General features: G+C 41.7%; 14 protein-coding genes and 1 pseudogene. 10 read left to right on the top strand and 5 right to left on the bottom strand.

Going from position 1 to position 16,320, the window contains the following annotated elements; all coding sequences use genetic code 11:
- Positions 1–42: 42 nt before the first annotated feature.
- Complete coding sequence (locus IM475_RS19575) at positions 43–1,461, bottom strand: ATP-binding protein (RefSeq protein ID WP_287728807.1); 1,419 nt, start codon at positions 1,459–1,461, stop codon at positions 43–45.
- Between the two features lie 150 nt (positions 1,462–1,611).
- Here IM475_RS19575 and IM475_RS19570 point away from each other — a divergent pair, with 150 nt between their 5' ends.
- Positions 1,612–1,863, top strand: a complete 252-nt coding sequence (locus IM475_RS19570) for a DUF8653 family protein (protein ID WP_002739055.1) — start codon at positions 1,612–1,614, stop codon at positions 1,861–1,863.
- A 95-nt stretch (positions 1,864–1,958) separates the two neighbouring features.
- On the opposite strand, the gene hemH is transcribed toward IM475_RS19570, so the two are convergent.
- Positions 1,959–3,122, bottom strand: coding sequence for a ferrochelatase (hemH, locus tag IM475_RS19565; protein ID WP_287659656.1), 1,164 nt, complete (start codon positions 3,120–3,122; stop codon positions 1,959–1,961).
- A 119-nt stretch (positions 3,123–3,241) separates the two neighbouring features.
- Here hemH and IM475_RS19560 point away from each other — a divergent pair, with 119 nt between their 5' ends.
- From IM475_RS19560 to IM475_RS19545, 4 genes and pseudogenes are all read left to right on the top strand, one after another.
- On the top strand, positions 3,242–3,865 hold the full coding sequence (locus tag IM475_RS19560) for a class I SAM-dependent methyltransferase (protein ID WP_287659657.1): 624 nt from the start codon (positions 3,242–3,244) through the stop codon (positions 3,863–3,865).
- Positions 3,866–3,965: 100 nt separating this feature from the next.
- Positions 3,966–4,520, top strand: coding sequence for a YqeG family HAD IIIA-type phosphatase (locus IM475_RS19555; RefSeq protein WP_287659658.1), 555 nt, complete (start codon positions 3,966–3,968; stop codon positions 4,518–4,520).
- A gap of 178 nt (positions 4,521–4,698) precedes the next feature.
- A pseudogene (locus IM475_RS19550) lies at positions 4,699–5,083 on the top strand (transposase family protein); the annotation flags it as partial.
- A 658-nt stretch (positions 5,084–5,741) separates the two neighbouring features.
- The gene (locus IM475_RS19545; RefSeq protein WP_079205789.1) at positions 5,742–6,737 is read left to right on the top strand and encodes a LysR family transcriptional regulator; all 996 of its coding nucleotides are present in this window, start codon (positions 5,742–5,744) and stop codon (positions 6,735–6,737) included.
- A gap of 40 nt (positions 6,738–6,777) precedes the next feature.
- On the opposite strand, the gene IM475_RS19540 is transcribed toward IM475_RS19545, so the two are convergent.
- Complete coding sequence (locus IM475_RS19540; protein ID WP_287728806.1) at positions 6,778–7,443, bottom strand: ImmA/IrrE family metallo-endopeptidase; 666 nt, start codon at positions 7,441–7,443, stop codon at positions 6,778–6,780.
- A 5-nt stretch (positions 7,444–7,448) separates the two neighbouring features.
- The gene (locus IM475_RS19535) at positions 7,449–7,805 is read right to left on the bottom strand and encodes a helix-turn-helix domain-containing protein (protein ID WP_287728805.1); all 357 of its coding nucleotides are present in this window, start codon (positions 7,803–7,805) and stop codon (positions 7,449–7,451) included.
- A gap of 175 nt (positions 7,806–7,980) precedes the next feature.
- On the opposite strand from IM475_RS19535, the gene IM475_RS19530 reads away from it, so the two are divergent.
- From IM475_RS19530 to IM475_RS19510, 5 genes are all read left to right on the top strand, one after another.
- The gene (locus IM475_RS19530) at positions 7,981–8,772 is read left to right on the top strand and encodes a PD-(D/E)XK nuclease family protein (protein ID WP_353737462.1); all 792 of its coding nucleotides are present in this window, start codon (positions 7,981–7,983) and stop codon (positions 8,770–8,772) included.
- Positions 8,773–8,775: 3 nt separating this feature from the next.
- Entirely contained in the window at positions 8,776–11,019 is a 2,244-nt protein-coding gene (locus IM475_RS19525; RefSeq protein ID WP_287728803.1) for a Piwi domain-containing protein, read from the top strand.
- A gap of 132 nt (positions 11,020–11,151) precedes the next feature.
- Complete coding sequence (locus IM475_RS19520) at positions 11,152–13,521, top strand: glycogen debranching protein (RefSeq protein ID WP_287728802.1); 2,370 nt, start codon at positions 11,152–11,154, stop codon at positions 13,519–13,521.
- A 172-nt stretch (positions 13,522–13,693) separates the two neighbouring features.
- Complete coding sequence (locus tag IM475_RS19515) at positions 13,694–14,344, top strand: TVP38/TMEM64 family protein (RefSeq protein ID WP_287728801.1); 651 nt, start codon at positions 13,694–13,696, stop codon at positions 14,342–14,344.
- 69 nt (positions 14,345–14,413) lie between these two features.
- Positions 14,414–15,421, top strand: a complete 1,008-nt coding sequence (locus tag IM475_RS19510; RefSeq protein WP_287728800.1) for a DnaJ C-terminal domain-containing protein — start codon at positions 14,414–14,416, stop codon at positions 15,419–15,421.
- 226 nt (positions 15,422–15,647) lie between these two features.
- On the opposite strand, the gene IM475_RS19505 is transcribed toward IM475_RS19510, so the two are convergent.
- Complete coding sequence (locus tag IM475_RS19505) at positions 15,648–15,992, bottom strand: hypothetical protein (protein ID WP_287728799.1); 345 nt, start codon at positions 15,990–15,992, stop codon at positions 15,648–15,650.
- Positions 15,993–16,320 lie beyond the last annotated feature (328 nt).

Below are 16,320 nucleotides of genomic sequence, written 5' to 3'. Positions count from 1 at the left end.
ACACTTCGACTAAGCTCAGTGTACACTTCGCTCAAGGCTAGTCTAGGCCCAAAAGGGGAGATAACGAGCATAACGAGTTGATTTAGATTCAGATTCGTCAAGTTTAATCAGTCCTGCTTCTTTAGTTGCCCCAATCACTTGAGAAACAGTATTGTTTTTTGATTCATTTAAACAAAAGCGATTTCGTAAGGTTTGGTTAGACATCCGTTGATTATCGACATAGAGGAGACAACAGTGCTGATAACAAGCGCGAATACGGTCAGATTGACTCATTTTGCCAAAATCCTGATGAGCGAATAGGATAGAAGTTGTTCGGATCTCACCTACTCTAAAATCTGGTGCGGGAAGTTGAAATTTCTCGGCAGCGGAAATAACTTTATCAATACCACTGCCCTTTTCTTCACAAATGCCAAAACGACGCATTATGTCAGCTAATTGCTCATTACGGGAGCGATATTCGTCTATAAAGCGTTCTACTTTGATAAAAGGAATACCAGGGTTAGAGATTTCTACTCGATCATCATACATTTCAATCATCACCGAAGCGCCTGTAGCGAGAAAGTCCTGATGAATCAAAGCATTGGCGATCAGTTCTCGCAAAGCTTGTGGAGGAAACATTTTCACTTCTTCCCTAAGAACCTCCTCGATGACGCGATTTTGAGGGGCTAAATCGTGGACAAAATTAACTAAACCATCAAAACCCACAGCATATCCCTTAGTTCCTGTCTGTTCCAGTCGAGTTTTAATTTTACCTGTTCCCTCATAGATAATCACTCGTGGTGCTTTACGCGCTAAGGTAGAGGAAAAGCTCTCAAGTTGTCTGGCCAGAAGGATGGCAGATAAATTAGGAATTGTCCAACCTTTTGATGTTTTGTCAAGGAGTTGATCGCTTTGTAATCTTTCTAAAACAGCATCACGATGGCTAGGATAAGGAAGCTTGAGCAATTCAAAGTAGGTTTGGGTGTCTAATAGGTCAATAACCTCATCTGGACTGGCATGAGAGCGAGCGGATTGACAAAACCAATCTTGTTGATCTTCAGCAAAGATGAGCTTAAGCCGATCAGGTGTCATGGGTACTAAGTCTTCCCCTGCTCGCATTAGATAAGCACCTTCAAAGGCGATAGGTTGTCCTGTGGGACGGGTTGGCACTTCAAAAACCAAGACACGACCATCAGAGTGGGCTAATTCGGTGATTTCCACGCGCAAGCGAAGTTTTTGAACGATTAGCGATTTAATGCTGTTAATTTCTTCGGGTGTAGGAAAGGCTTGTGAACCAACAATTTTACGGGGACGTTTATCGGTAACACCTAAGATAAAATGGCCACCTCCTTCATTAGCAAGGGCGACGCAATATTTTAACAGTTTGATTGTATCAAATTGATTTTTAGCCTGTTTAAATTCTAGTCGCTCATTTTCCACTGGAGCATTTAACCAACCTTCTAGGGTCTCTAGGTTGATCATGCAGTAATCTCCTTCTGGGTGGGAATTTACGTTTGGGGGGGAACAGTGCAGGTTATACTGATTCCTAAGATGAGAGCAGCTCTATTTTCTTACAAATTCTGTTCTTATTGGCTTGTCAAGCTATTTGTCCTCTACTAAGAAGAAAAATCAATGGTTATTATCGAGATTACCAATGTGGAAGAAATATTAAGCGCAAAAATTGGCTCTTTCGCCGCTAAAATCGTCCAAGCTCTAGCAGATGATGAAGGGAAAGTGGAAGAGGTTCTCATCAAAGAATTACAGGCTAATTTTCAGGAAAGGGGGATTAAAGCTAATCTGTTTAGCGTCACTGGGTTAGATATGCTCGGCAATGGCAGGCTAGAAGTTAACGTTAATGTTCGTTCTGCTAATATGATGTCCTAAGAGAAGATAAAATCGCCAATGGTTGGGTTTAACTATGTTTAACCCAACCTTATTTTGGTAGTTACCATCAAAAGCAATGGCACCGAAGCTCGGGTTTATAATAAACCAACAAAATGTAATGGTCCTTGACCGGTAATTAATTCGATAATAATTGCCAGAAAACCGATCATCGCTAATCGACCATTCCACACCTCGGCTGCCGTTGTCATCCCCCATTCCCAACGCTCCTGGGGATACATTTTCATATTCGCTTTCGGATGGGTAATTTGCTCGAAAGTGGTGGGTTTCTCGTCTAGGGATTTTACCACTAACTGGGAGAGAGATTCGATAAACATCGGGTGAGTGTTAAGAGCCGGTACTCGCTGAAAATGTTCAATTCCCGCTTCTTCCGCCACTTCTCGGTACTCTATATCGATTTCTTGCAGGGTTTCGATGTGTTCCGAGACAAAGCTAATCGGCACGACCAGTAAATGCTTAATTCCCTGCTCTCCCAACTCTTTTAAAGCATCTTCAGTATAGGGTTTTAGCCATTCCACCGGACCGACGCGACTTTGATAGGCTAAAGTGTACTGATTGGGTCGGTTGAGCGTACGCATGATCGCCCTAGTGCATTCTTCAATTTCCCTTTGATAGGGATCTCCCGCTTCCTCCACATAACTTTGGGGGACACCATGGGCGCTAAAAAAGATATGTACTTGGTCAGGATTAGGACACTGCTCTAATTCTCGTGCGATCAGATCGGCCATAGCACTCAGATAAGTGGGATGATCGTACCAAGAAGGGATAAGAGTATATTCCGTCAAACGCAGATAGGGATCCTGCTGCCACATTTCCTCTAGCACACGAAAACTGGAACCACTGGTGCTGATGGAAAATTGGGGATAAAGGGGGAGAATAACCAATTTTTTGATATGATCCCGTTTAATCCGCTCGATCGCTTCTTCGGTGAAGGGATTCCAATAACGCATCCCAATATAAACGCTCACCTCGCGGCCCATTTCCGCGAGACGTTGTTGCAGTGCCGTGGCCTGTGCTTCCGTAATCTTGAGTAAAGGGGAGCCACCACCAATCTGACGGTAATTTTCTTGGGATTTACTCGCTCTTAGCGTCGATATTAACCAAGCTAACGGTTTTTGTAATCCTTTGATCGGTAAACGGATGATCTCTGGGTCAGAAAAAAGGTTAAATAGAAAAGGACGCACATCCTCTAACCGCTCCGGCCCACCCAAATTTAATAATAAAACGCCAACGCGACCCATAGTGTTAACAGATAATTTTTAAATTTTCAGATTCTTTACCAAGTTTAACAATATATCGGTGGAACCGTTAAAACAAATTACAGGCTACAGAGAACTTAATCAAATTTTGGAGGTTGATCTTGGCTACTATTTTACGTCCCCTCAGTTATCAATATCAATGGCTTTACGATGGTATCTCCCGTCTGGCTGCCCTAGCAGTGGGTGGGGAGTCCCGTTTTCGGCAATTGGCCCTAGAAGGCTTAAAAATCGCTAAAAATGACCCTATCCTCGATCTCTGTTGTGGTGCGGGTCAAACCACCCGTTATTTAGTCCCCCTATCCGATCACTGTACCGGTTTAGATGTCTCTCCCCGGGCCCTGGAGCGAGCTAGTTTAGCGGTGCCGCAAGCGCATTATGTGGAGGGATTAGCCGAAAAAATGCCCTTTAATGCTGGAGAATTCGCCCTTGTTCATACTAGCGCCGCTCTCCACGAAATGGAACCGGAGCAGTTACAGGAAATCCTTAAAGAAGTGTATCGAGTTCTCAGACCGGGGGGAATTTTTGCCCTCGTGGATTTTCATCGACCCACTAACCCGCTTTTTTGGCCTTCTTTGGCCCTATTTTTGCAATTATTTGAAACCGATACCGCTTGGCAATTTATCGATACGGATCTGATCCAATCTTTACAGGCACTCGGTTTTCGTGATTGTCAACAAAAATTATACGCTGGTGGCAGTTTACAGGTGATTCAAGCGGCCAAGTGAAGGGATCGGCCAAGCAAGATTTTCAGAGGCAGTCGGTCATTTATACTAAGTAGGGAAGCTGAGTTCGATCGACTCGGTGCCAGTTATTTTTGAGAAGTTAATGACTAGAGCAAAAATTCTACAACCTGATTTAATTTTAGGGGATACGATTCTCGGTCTCAGTCTGGAGATTTTGAGTCAGCGTCAGATTAAGGGATTGATTCTCGATGTGGACGATACCCTTGTTCCCCTCCAGGAAACGACGGTTTCTGAGGATTTACAGCGTTGGGTCGATTCCTTGCGTCTTTATCTACCGATTTGGTTGGTAAGCAATAATCTCAGTGAAAATCGCATCGGTGCGATCGCTGATAATTTACAACTTCCCTACCTCCTCGGTGCGGTGAAACCCTCTCGACGCAAACTCCGGCAAGCGATGGCAGCCATGAGTCTCCCCCCCCAACAAATTGCTATGGTTGGCGATCGCTTGTTTACCGATGTTTTAGCGGGAAATCGTCTGGGAATGTTTACCATTCTGGTGAAACCAATGGTAAATCCCTTGACGGGGGGGCAAGCTTATCCAATCCACGATTTTGAGGTGTGGATATCACAAATTCTCGGCGTTTCCCTGCATCCGCAGCATTACTTAAGAAAACCTGACCAATCCTCACAAAAGTAAATATTAAAAAATACTTAAGTATAGAGGGAAATGGCGAAAAGTAGAAAATACTATAGATGATTTGAAATGAGGTCAGCCGAGATAAAGACCTTAACGAAAATATGGCACGGGAATTCCCCACTCTCAGCCTAGCGCAGTGGGGATGCCCCGATAGCCTCCTGTCTGCTTTTCAAAAAACATATACGCTGATCAAAATACGGAGGAAATGATCTGTGTCTTCCGGATCAAGGGCAGTGGTCATGATTTTAGTTTATTTAAAAAAAGTCGAGTTCTTTTTCATCTTTTAACTACCAGCATAGAAGACAGTAGTTACCAGGGAATATCTCAATATCATAGTAATATTTATACACCGAAAAATAGAAAATTCACAGGCTTAGAAAAGTAGTATAACAAGGCTTTAGCCCAAAAAAATAATTATCATTGAACCTATAAACAGTAAACTCAAAATCTTGAAAATCTTATCCTGTAAATATCGGAATAGTCGTCGAAGATATGGTTTAATAGTTAACTTGTTAGCGGCTATTTATAGTGATGAGTTAGGGATAGGTACAGCGGCTTCTTAAAAGTTGCCAAACATTAATCAAGTCAAGGGTAATTTATTCTCAATTTTTATAATTGAGATGGTTTGTGCTGCTTAAATAAAGAGGTTTTGATAACCAAATTAAAGCATCTCTAAAGAGTTTTGAGTGAAAAGTTAAACTTCAAGTTTTTATTCAGAACCAATGTACTGATTGGCTATTTTTTTGGGGAAAATTAGTTAGCCGATAATTATAACATATAATTAATTTGCAAGAGTTCTAGTAAGCTGTACTGAATTTAAACTGCGTATTGAAAATTTTAGTACAAATGCTCAAACTGCTTCTCCCTGCTCCCTGCTCCCCTGCAATCTTAACGAGTAATTTAGATATAGCAGTTTTCATCAGAATGAGGCATGGGCAAGGGGCTTAAACCCTTTGTTGGCGAAACTTGTCGATACCTCAGTAACGTGAAAAGCGCTATAGTCAACAGCTTAATCAGTGAACTGATAACTCGCATCTGATAACTGATAACTGATAACTGAGAACTAATTCAAGGCTGACAGCTAAAATAACCGATCATCGAACTAGCTGAAGCATTGATCCCCGTGGTGTGGTACTGTCAATTCAGTGTATTTATCTGCACTGGCTTAAGATTTGTCGCTATTGCCCTCCCCTTCTCCTGTCGCTCTTTTTGAGGCTTTCTATGACCGACATTCCTTTCACCCTAGACCAACTGAGAATTCTCAAAGCGATCGCTGCCGAAGGAAGCTTTAAACGGGCGGCAGATACCCTGTATGTATCCCAACCGGCGGTCAGTCTTCAGGTACAAAACCTCGAAAAACAGCTAAATGTGCCTTTATTTGACCGAGGCGGTCGGAAAGCTCAATTAACAGAAGCGGGACACCTACTCTTAAGCTACGGCGAAAAAATTATCACGCTCTGTCAAGAAACCTGTCGGGCGATCGAAGATCTACAAAATCTGCAAGGGGGAACCCTAATCGTCGGCGCTTCCCAAACCACGGGAACCTATCTTCTTCCGCGCATGATCGGTCTGTTTCGGCAAAAATACCCAGAAGTATCCGTACAGCTACAAGTTCATTCCACCCGTCGCACCTCTTGGAGCGTTGCTAACGGTCAAGTGGATTTAGCCATTATCGGGGGGGAAGTTCCCGCCGAATTACAAGAAACCCTGCGGATTATCCCCTACGCAGAAGATGAACTGGCTTTAGTCCTGCCGATTTTTCATCCGCTGTCTAAGGTAGAAATGATTCAAAAAGAGGATTTATATCGACTAAAATTTATCACCCTCGATTCCCAATCGACGATTCGCAAAGTCATCGACAAGGTTTTAACTCGTTGCGAGATCGATACCAAACGCTTAAAAGTGGAGATGGAACTTAACTCGATCGAGGCGATTAAAAATGCTGTACAATCCGGGTTAGGGGCGGCTTTTGTCTCGGTGACAGCGATCGAAAAAGAACTACAAATGGGAGTTATCCACGCTACCCGAATTAAAGATGTGGAAGTACGTCGCACTTTATCGGTAATTATTAACCCAAATCGTTATCGATCAAAAGCGGCCGAAGCTTTTACCCTAGAAATACTACCCCAATTCTCCACCTATCCCGAATATCTGGCTGACGACCACAACTTTGAACCGATTCCTAACTCGCAAACCGCCGAAATTATTAGTAAATAAGTCGCTCGATACGGGCAAAATCTCCCTCGGAACATTTAAGCTATCTCTTAGGAAAATTACTGCCCCGATAAATTACTTTTTTATCGACTTTAATCCAATGGAGACTTTCTAAACGACTTCTAAGATTAGTAATAGTTACTCCCAACTCGTCGGCGATCGCATACAGAGGTCCCCATTTAGTCAAGTCACGTCCCTTGATGGCTTTCTCTAACTCACTCATCGGCATTAGTAAACAACTGGCAAAATATTGTGCTTGCCATTCAATTCTTTGGCTAGAATCAACTGTCCGACACAGAAAAGGTTGAATTGTCTCTAAGGAATCTCCCTGATTGATTCGATCCAAAAAGTTAGAGACAGCCGTTTGATTAATATGAAGGACAAAATGACCAATTTCATGAGCTAAACTCGAATTTTTAAAACCTTCTTTTGCCAGGGATGAATTTTGAGAATCTCTTAAGAATTTTACATCTTCATTGAGAATAATTTTCTTTTCTGTGGGAATAATCATCGCGGCGATTTCTCCCTCTTTATCTGGCTTTATATCCGTCCATTCAATAGCTAAATCAAAATAATCAGCCGCTGCTTCCGCAATATCGCAATTTTTTAAGGGACGACGACGATGAGCTTTTACTTTCTTAAGAATATTGTCTGCCTGAGCTTCAATCACTGCTTTGGGAATAAAACTATAGGGTTTAATAATATCCAAGATATTTACTCCTCTGGTTCTAATTTTGTCGCCTCAGAAATAATTTTTTTGGCAAAATTGGGATTGTCTTTCATGCGACGCAATAAAATCGGCATCTGTTGGTATTTTTGAACTAATTCTTTGAAGACTTTTTGATCATCTGAACTAATTCGTCCCGCTAATTCTCCTAATTTTTGAGCATTTAATTTTAAATGAGTCGCTAAGGACTCAATAACTTGCTGACTAGGAGGATAACCCGCATGATCATTTTCTAGCTTCGATAGATAGGTATAGTCCACCCCAATCAGCTTAGCTAGTTCTCTCTGACTATATTCCTCCTCTCGACGAGCTTTGCGGATAACCTGTCCAAATGTTTCTGACACTGCTTTTCTCCCAACCGCTCAAAAAAATTATATCAAGGGTTGACTATTTCAGTCAACATAGGCTAAAGTTAGTTCATTGGCGTTGATTATTTTAGTCAATGTCATCCTAGCATTATCCTGACCGAGGGAAAAAATCTTGTCCTGCCAGTCCCCCAAAAAGCCTTGGTATCCTCCGATGAGCTATAGTCTTTGGCGATCACTACAACCAGCGATTGGCTATGAGAATTGGCATTGTCAGACAAAACGGGGGTTTGAAAAAGCGCGAAACAAAGAACCAGAAGTCCAAAGATTACTATCACAAGATAATCAGTCGCAAAAAATTGGTAAGTTGGCACAACGAGGAGTTTTTGAGTTTCATCAAGAGCCGGTGAGATTATCGGGTTCCCATGGGGTGGAACAAGTGGCAGAAATCCTGCAATTAAATCAAGAATCGCCAGAAATTCAAGCCAGGGTTTTAGTAATTTTAAACAATTACTATCAACAACCAATTTTATTGAATAAAGAGATTATTAATTTATCTAGAGGCGATGAAGGTTATCCAGAACCTATTGTTATCGAGCAGGGTAACTATCGGTTTAATTTGTCCGCTGCCTTTGATTGTATTTTTAGAGAAGCTGATGACACTATACATATTTTAGATTTGAAAACTGGTCAATCTAATTTTGATCGTCGTCAGGCTCATGTTTATTTACTGGCGGCTAGTTACCTTTATCCTCAGGAAAAAATTGTCGCTTCTTTTTACAATTTAGAAACCCAAACAAGCTCAGAAAAAATATCCCTGTCTTCTGAGGCAATAGAAGCAGTTAAAATCGAACTAGCTTCCCTGTCCAAAAAACATCAGCAACAACTACAAAAATATAAAGATCACCCCAAAGATTTTTATCATATTTTTCCGCCTCAAAGTGGCTATGTCTGTCGTTATTGTCCGTTTACATCGATTTGTGATTATGCAAATAAGGAGGTTTAGATCATGAATTACACAGCAGCTAACACAGCCAATTCCCCGCTTTTTTTGAGTGAAATTAGTTCCTTAACTCTCAGGAATAATTGTTTAAATTGTTTTAAGCTTAATCATCAAGTTACTAGAAAAATAGGTAATCGTTTTAGTTGGCAATTCAGTCGGAAGTTTCCCGATGTGGTGGTTATTTTTGAAGATAATTGTTTTTGGGTATTAGCTAAAGATGAAAAATCTATTCCTTCTCTACAACAGTGGAAAGAAGCTTTATCAGATATTCAAGAGGTTTTACGAGAAGATATTGGCGATCACTATTATTCTATTCATTGGCTAAAAGACTGGCAGATAACAGCTTTAGTTACAGCACAATTAGCAGTTAGAATTCTGAAAATATTTGGTAAATTTTCCTATCCAATAGTTTTTCCCAAAGATAGTCAGATAAGTGAAAACCAAGTACAGGTAAGGAGAGAAGTTAACTTTTGGGCAGAAATCATCAATGACACCGATCCAGCTATTTGTTTAACTGTTGAAAGTAGTATTGTCTATAGTGGAGATTTAGAACAGTTTTATGAAAATCATCCCTATAGACAAGATGCGGCTAAATTATTAGTAGGTTTAAAGGTTAAAGATATAGAAACCAATGGGATAGCTAAAATTATTAAAATAGCGGGTACAATTGGGGAAAAAAGAGAGGAAATATTTAAACAAGCTACGGGTTCAATTAGTCGAAGAAAATTAGAAGAAGCTCATCTGGGGCAGCCAGTGGTGGCGGTACAATTTGGCAAAAATCCCAAGGAGTATATTTATCCATTGGCAGCTTTAAAACCCTGTATGACAGATAAGGATGAGAGTTTATTTCAAGTTAATTACGGAGAGTTATTAAAGGAAACAAAAATCTTCTATGCTGAACGACAAGAACTATTAAAGTTATATAAACAGGAAGCACAAAAGACTTTAAATAACTTTGGGTTTCAGTTAAAAGAAAAAAGTATTAACAGCAGGGAAAATCCCGACTTCTTTTGGACTCCTTCTATTTCTCTTGAGCAAACTCTTATCTTATTTGGTAAGGGAGAAAGGGGAGAAAAAAGAGAAACTCTCAAAGGATTGTCGAAGGGGGGTGTATATCAACGTCATCGAGAATATGTCGATCCTGCTCGTAAAATTCGTTTAGCTATTCTGAAACCAGCTAATTTGAAAGTGGGAGATTTTAGAGAACAATTAGAAAAGCGATTAAAACTTTATAAATTTGAAACTATTTTGCCACCAGAGAATCAAATAAATTTCTCTGTTGAAGGTGTAGGATTTGAAAAAAGAGCCAGACTGGAAGAAGCAGTTAATCAATTAATTCGAGGAGAAATTCCTGTAGATATTGCTTTAGTATTTCTTCCTCAAGAGGATCGCAATGCTGATAATACTGAAGAAGGAAGTTTATATTCGTGGATTAAAAAAAAGTTCTTGGAGCGTGGAGTTATGACTCAAATGATTTATGAGAAAACTTTACAGGATAAGAACAACTATAAGAATATTCTCAATCAAGTTGTCCCAGGGATCCTAGCCAAATTAGGAAATTTACCCTATGTCCTTGCTGAACCTCTAGAAATTGCCGATTATTTTATTGGTTTAGATGTGGGAAGGATGCCTAAAAAAAATCTTCCGGGTAGTCTCAATGTTTGTGCAAGTGTGCGACTATATGGCAAACAGGGAGAATTTGTTCGCTGTCGGGTAGAAGATAGTTTAACCGAGGGAGAAGAAATTCCTCAACGGATTCTGGAAAATTGTTTACCGCAAGCTGAACTAAAAAATCAGACAGTTCTCATTTACAGAGATGGTAAATTTCAAGGAAAGGAGGTTGAAAATTTACTGGCAAGAGCTAGAGCAATTAATGCTAAATTTATTCTCGTAGAATGTTATAAGACTGGCATTTCTAGACTTTATAATCTTCAGCAAAAACAGATAAATGCTCCCTCCAAAGGATTAGCTTTAGCTTTATCAAATCGGGAAGTTATCCTGATAACTACGCAAATTTCTGAACAAATTGGTGTTCCTCGTCCCTTGCGCTTAAAAGTTCATGAATTAGGAGAGCAAGTAAATTTAAAACAGTTAGTTGACACTACGTTAAAATTAACTTTACTTCACTATGGTTCTCTCAAAGACCCCCGTTTACCTATCCCTTTGTATGGAGCGGATGCTATTGCTTATCGACGCTTACAAGGAATTTATCCTAGTTTATTAGAAGATGATTGTCAATTCTGGCTTTAGACAGGAAAATCATGTAAGTAGTTAGTAGAAATTGCATAGCTGGTTTTTTGGGGGGAGCAAGCTTTAGATTTTTTTCTTATTTCTTTGAGAGAAAAATGTCTATTATCAAAGGCGATATTATTCCGCCAATTTATGTTACCAGCGATCGGTCAAAATCATCCCCAATCTGGTAATTATGCCCCCCTAGATAGCCATCTCTGGGCCGATGCCACCTATCCCCTCGGGGCGCATTATCGGGGCGATAATGTCACCTTTGCCGTCTATTCTAAAAATACCAGTCAGATTCTTCTGGAAATCTACGATCGCCCGACGGGAGAAAACGCTAAGTATGATTACTGGTTGACAAAAAACCCAAATGATGATATCTGGCGGGCAAAAATCGCCGGTATTCCCCACGGCAGTTACTATGCTTTTCGCTGTTGGGGTTCCAATTGGCAATTTGATCAAAAATGGCAAAGAGGCCACAGTAACGCCGGTTTTCGGGCAGATGTGGACGATTTTGGCCATCGTTTTAACCCCAATAAAGTCCTCTTCGATCCCTACGCGCGAGAACTTTCCCACGACCTTGAAACCCCGGCCATGATCGCGGCCGGAGAAAATGCGGGAATGTATGCCACGGGAGAAGGGGACTACAAAGGAGTGATCCGGCGGCAATACGATACGGGTAAATGGTCGCCCAAAGGCATTGTGATCGCACCGGATGGAACTTCCACCGGGATTCGTCCCCGTCTGGGTGCCGAAAAAGCGATCATTTATGAGGCCCATGTGCGCGGTTTAAGCAATCACCCCTCTGCTAGTCGTTTAGAAGATATTCTCAAGGGAATTAGGGGTTTTGAGGAAGTGGCCAACGTTCCCGACCGGTACAGGGGAACTTATGCGGGAGCTGGCTATATGGCCAAATACCTGAAAGCGCTAGGATTTACCACGATCGAACTCTTACCGGTCCAGGAAACCGCTAACGATAATAACCCCGACGATCGCCCCGGCGGTAACTATTGGGGTTACATGACCTTTGGTTATTTCGCCCCCGATCGCCGTTATGCTTATGATCGCTCCCCCGGGGGACCCACCAGAGAGTTTAAGGCCATGGTCAAAGCTTTCCACGACCAAGGTATGGAAGTTTATCTCGATGTGGTCTATAATCACACCGGAGAAGCGGGCAATTGGGGCAGCAACGATGTCACCAGATTTGTTAGTTTTGGTGGTTTTGATGTGGTGGAATACTATCAACTCACCGATGAACATTATCTAGTCGATGGAGCGACAGGCTGCGGAAATCAATTAAATTTTTCCCATATTGTCACCTGTAATCTGGTTCTTGATTCCCTCACCTATTGGTTAGAAACCATGGGAGTTGATGGTTTTCGTTTTGATCTGGCCCCCGTCCTCGGTCGAACTTTTTCTAGTCATCAACGACAAGATCGGGGCAAACAAAAACAATTCTTTCCTAAACATACTTTGTTAGAAAAGATCGAGAAATTAGGCAAGAAATACGATGCGGAAATGATCGCCGAAGCTTGGGATAGCTGGGGTTACGAAGTGGGTAATTTCCCGACGGGTTGGGGCGAGTGGAATGGCCGTTATCGCGATGCAATTCGGCATTTTTTAAAGGGAGATGGTAATACTTTTCAATTCATCGAACAGGTGAACGGAGATTATCGCAATTTTAACGACCAAGGCGGACCACAAAAATCGATCGATTTTATTGTTGCCCACGATGGTTTTACCCTGATGGATTTGGTCAGTTATAACCATAAAAATAACCTCACTCCCTGGCCCTTTGGTCCCTCCGATGGCGGCAATACTAATAACGATTCGTGGGATTCTGGGGGTGATCAGGCCTTACGTCGCCAAAGATTACGCAACTTTTGGACGATTCAATTTTTGTCTCGCGGTGTGCCGATGACTGTCTGGGGCGATGAATTTGGCCGCACCCAAAATGGTAATAATAATCCCTACAATATTGATAGTGTGGCCACTTGGAATAATTATGATATGATCGCCACCCGTTCACCCCATCTACTGCCCACCGGTTATCGGGAAGCTTATCACAATAATTTTGGCACGGGAACTAATCAAGAAGAACGCAATCCTTTATTTATTTTTGCCGCTTATATTGCTCACTTAAGAAACAATCATATAGCCCTCAAACAGCGCCGCTACGGTGATATGGTTCTCGATGCGGGTAATGATGTCACCTATTTATTTAAAAAAACCGATGGGGTTAGCGATTTAACTGCCGATGATCGCTGTATTTGGTTTTTAATTGATGGTAGTGCCGTCGGCGATCACGATTTTTTGGTGTTAATTAATATGTATCATCTGCCGGTGGATTTTCGCCTTCCCCCGTCATCCAATAATTATCGTTGGGTAAGAATTATTGATACGGCAGCTTGGGCAGAAACCGATTATAATTGTTGGTCTGTGGATCAAGGGACAGTAATTGCCGATAACTATAAAGTCAATGGTTTTTCGATCGTGGTTTGCGAGGAGATTAACTGAACTACCCACAGCGATATCGGGGGTAATTTGGGGACAGATCGGGCAGCTGGCTAATATTGAGATCGAGATCGATCCTATGCCGATTTCTGCTATATTTTTGGCAATAGGGAAATATGGACCCCGGCTGCATCTTATGTTTTGCAACCCGAACTTAGCCCAAAATTGCCGTTAAATGTCTAAAACTAAAAGTAGTGTCATTATCCTAACCGTAATTTGTATTATCGCCACGGCGATCGGAGTTTATCTAATCGGTGGTATCGACTCCCAACAATTACAGATCTGGTTAAAACAAATGGGAATTATGGCCCCCATTTTGTATATTATTCTCTATACGATCGGGACAATTTTAATCCTGCCTTCTACCCCCTTAAACCTCAGTGGTGGGGCGATCTTTGGGGTAGTTATGGGAACAGTTTGGACAACGATCGCCGCTTTGGTGGCCGCTATAGTTGCCTTTGCTTTTACTCGTACTATTGGCCGGGAATATACCGCCAAAAAATTTCAGGGAAAATGGCAAGCGATCGATGCAGAAATGCAGCAAGGTGGCCTATTTTATATGTTTGCTATCCGTCTATTACCGATTATTCCCTACGGTATCGTTAACTTTGTTGCGGGATTAACTTCTATCCGTTTTCGCGATTATTTCATCGGTACTTTATTAGGCACTGTCCCCGGCATTTTACCCTTTGTCATGATGGGTGCGGGTTTAAAATCTTTAGGAAAAGGCGATATATTGCCCCTAATGGTGGCTTTTACCCTCATTGCTCTGTTAGTAGGTGTGGGAACTTGGTATCGTCGTCGTCGGCAATTTCCCTTTCAGTGATCACGATAAAATTAAGTTAGATTAGGAATATCCCGACTGAATCCTCATTGCTAAGGAGATAGCGTATCGATGCCTGCCGCAGATTATAAAGATTATTATGCCGTTCTGGGAGTAGGTAAAACTGCCAGCGCTGAAGAAATTAAAAAAGCTTTTCGTAAATTAGCCGTCAAATATCATCCCGATCGCAATCCTAACGATAAAAGCGCCGAAGAACGTTTTAAAGAAATTAGTGAAGCTTACGAAGTCCTCTCCGATAGCGAAAAACGCCAAAAATACGATCAATTTGGACAATATTGGCAACAGGCCGGGCGATCGAATTGGCCGGGTGGTAATCCGGGGGTTGACTTCGGTTCGGCCGGTTTTGACTTTAGCCAGTACAGTACCTTTGATGATTTTATCAACGAACTACTCGGTCGCATGGGCGGCCCCGGCGGTACTCGCCCCCGTTCCCATTCCTACGGTACTCCGGGGGGAGGATTTGGCGATTTTAGCAATTTTAACGACTTTGCCGGCGCTCGTACTGCACCGCAATCCGTCACTTCCGGCATCTCCACCGCTAAACTGCGTCTGACTTTTGCGGAAGCTTTACGAGGAGTACAAAAACGGGTTAATTTAGCCGGAGAAATGATCGATATCAAAATCCCCCCAGGAACTAAAACCGGTAATCGTCTCCGGGTACGGGGGAAAGGACTAATCGATCCCTTGAGTAAACAACGGGGAGATCTATTTCTCGATGTGGAATTAGAACCCCATCCTTTCTTTGCTTTTGAAGGCGATAATTTAACCTGTGAAGTCCCGATTACCCCCGATGAGGCGGTTTTAGGCACAGCGATCGAAGTTCCTACCCCCGATGGCATGGTGACGATAAAAGTCCCTGCCGGTATTCGTTCCGGTCAATCCCTGCGCTTACGAGGCAAAGGTTGGATCGATAATAAAGGACAACGCGGCGATCAATTAGTCAAAATTGTCATCGATACTCCCAAAGAATTAACGGCGATCGAACGGGAATTATACGAGAAAATTAAATCTCAGCGTAGCACCGATCCCCGTCGTCATCTCAGACAGGTGCAAATTTAGTCCCTATATCTTAATAGTGAGGTACGAAGCAAAACGTAGGGTGCGTTAGACGGCAAAAATTGCTGCTTTGACTTGAAGGTAACAATCCGTCGTAACGCACCACCTATCATCAACTAAGTAGCCGGTTACTATCCTTAGATTAGTTGAATCTCCCCCAATCCCTTTACTGTTGCCTCTTGCCTTGAGAAGCTGATCACTGTTTACTGTCTCTGGGGTTTATCCTTGGCTAGAATTTAACCTTACTAGCCAACCAATTAGTGATTAATTTGGGGCTATTTTTCTTCACCCAATAGAGAGCATAAATTCTGAATATAGGCTTAGAAAAACGAGCGATCGCTTTCATGATAAAATTTAAGTGACGACTATGAAACTTTTTATTAATTAAATTTAACGAACCCACATCGTAAAGACAGTCGATGATAATTCTAAAAGTCGTTTCCTCTCTTTGGAATAAACTATCTATTAACAATAGCACTTCCTGAATTCGTTGCTGTTTAAGCTGTTCCTCTTCGGAAACAGCCGAGAGAATCCGCTGCTGCTTAGATAATTTACTATCCGATGGGGTTAACATGATATGGTAAGGAAAAAATTAACTTGTTCTGATTTTATCCCTATTTGCCGATTTTGCAAGACCAAACCCCCCATCTATCCCCATTTTTACGATAACACGGATCATTATTGGTATTTCCTCTCCCATGCCGTCTTGACTGTGATTGCTGTGATTGTGTGATGGACTATGATTGATTATTGACAAAAGTTTACTGAATACAACATACGCCAATTCAGACTTGAATTGGCCATAATCATAGTATTCATTCAATCATTCCAATCACAGTTGAGACTAATTATGTGATGGACTATGATTGATTATTGATAAAAGTTTACTGAATACAACATAA

Origin of the sequence: Microcystis sp. M061S2 (assembly GCF_020245605.1) — a bacterium.
In the GTDB taxonomy this organism is placed as follows: Bacteria; Cyanobacteriota; Cyanobacteriia; order Cyanobacteriales; family Microcystaceae; genus Microcystis.
This window is presented reverse-complemented; position numbering and strand designations above follow the sequence as displayed.

Excerpts from the sequence above, each read along its gene's own strand:
- IM475_RS19575 (WP_287728807.1), bottom strand. The coding sequence starts at position 1,461 with ATGATCAACCTAGAGACCCTAGAAGGTTGGTTAAATGCTCCAGTGGAA.
- IM475_RS19570 (WP_002739055.1), top strand. The coding sequence starts at position 1,612 with ATGGTTATTATCGAGATTACCAATGTGGAAGAAATATTAAGCGCAAAA.
- hemH (WP_287659656.1), bottom strand. The coding sequence starts at position 3,122 with ATGGGTCGCGTTGGCGTTTTATTATTAAATTTGGGTGGGCCGGAGCGG.
- IM475_RS19555 (WP_287659658.1), top strand. The coding sequence starts at position 3,966 with ATGACTAGAGCAAAAATTCTACAACCTGATTTAATTTTAGGGGATACG.
- IM475_RS19545 (WP_079205789.1), top strand. The coding sequence starts at position 5,742 with ATGACCGACATTCCTTTCACCCTAGACCAACTGAGAATTCTCAAAGCG.
- IM475_RS19530 (WP_353737462.1), top strand. The coding sequence starts at position 7,981 with ATGAGCTATAGTCTTTGGCGATCACTACAACCAGCGATTGGCTATGAG.
- IM475_RS19525 (WP_287728803.1), top strand. The coding sequence starts at position 8,776 with ATGAATTACACAGCAGCTAACACAGCCAATTCCCCGCTTTTTTTGAGT.
- IM475_RS19520 (WP_287728802.1), top strand. The coding sequence starts at position 11,152 with ATGTTACCAGCGATCGGTCAAAATCATCCCCAATCTGGTAATTATGCC.
- IM475_RS19515 (WP_287728801.1), top strand. The coding sequence starts at position 13,694 with ATGTCTAAAACTAAAAGTAGTGTCATTATCCTAACCGTAATTTGTATT.
- IM475_RS19510 (WP_287728800.1), top strand. The coding sequence starts at position 14,414 with ATGCCTGCCGCAGATTATAAAGATTATTATGCCGTTCTGGGAGTAGGT.
- IM475_RS19505 (WP_287728799.1), bottom strand. The coding sequence starts at position 15,992 with ATGTTAACCCCATCGGATAGTAAATTATCTAAGCAGCAGCGGATTCTC.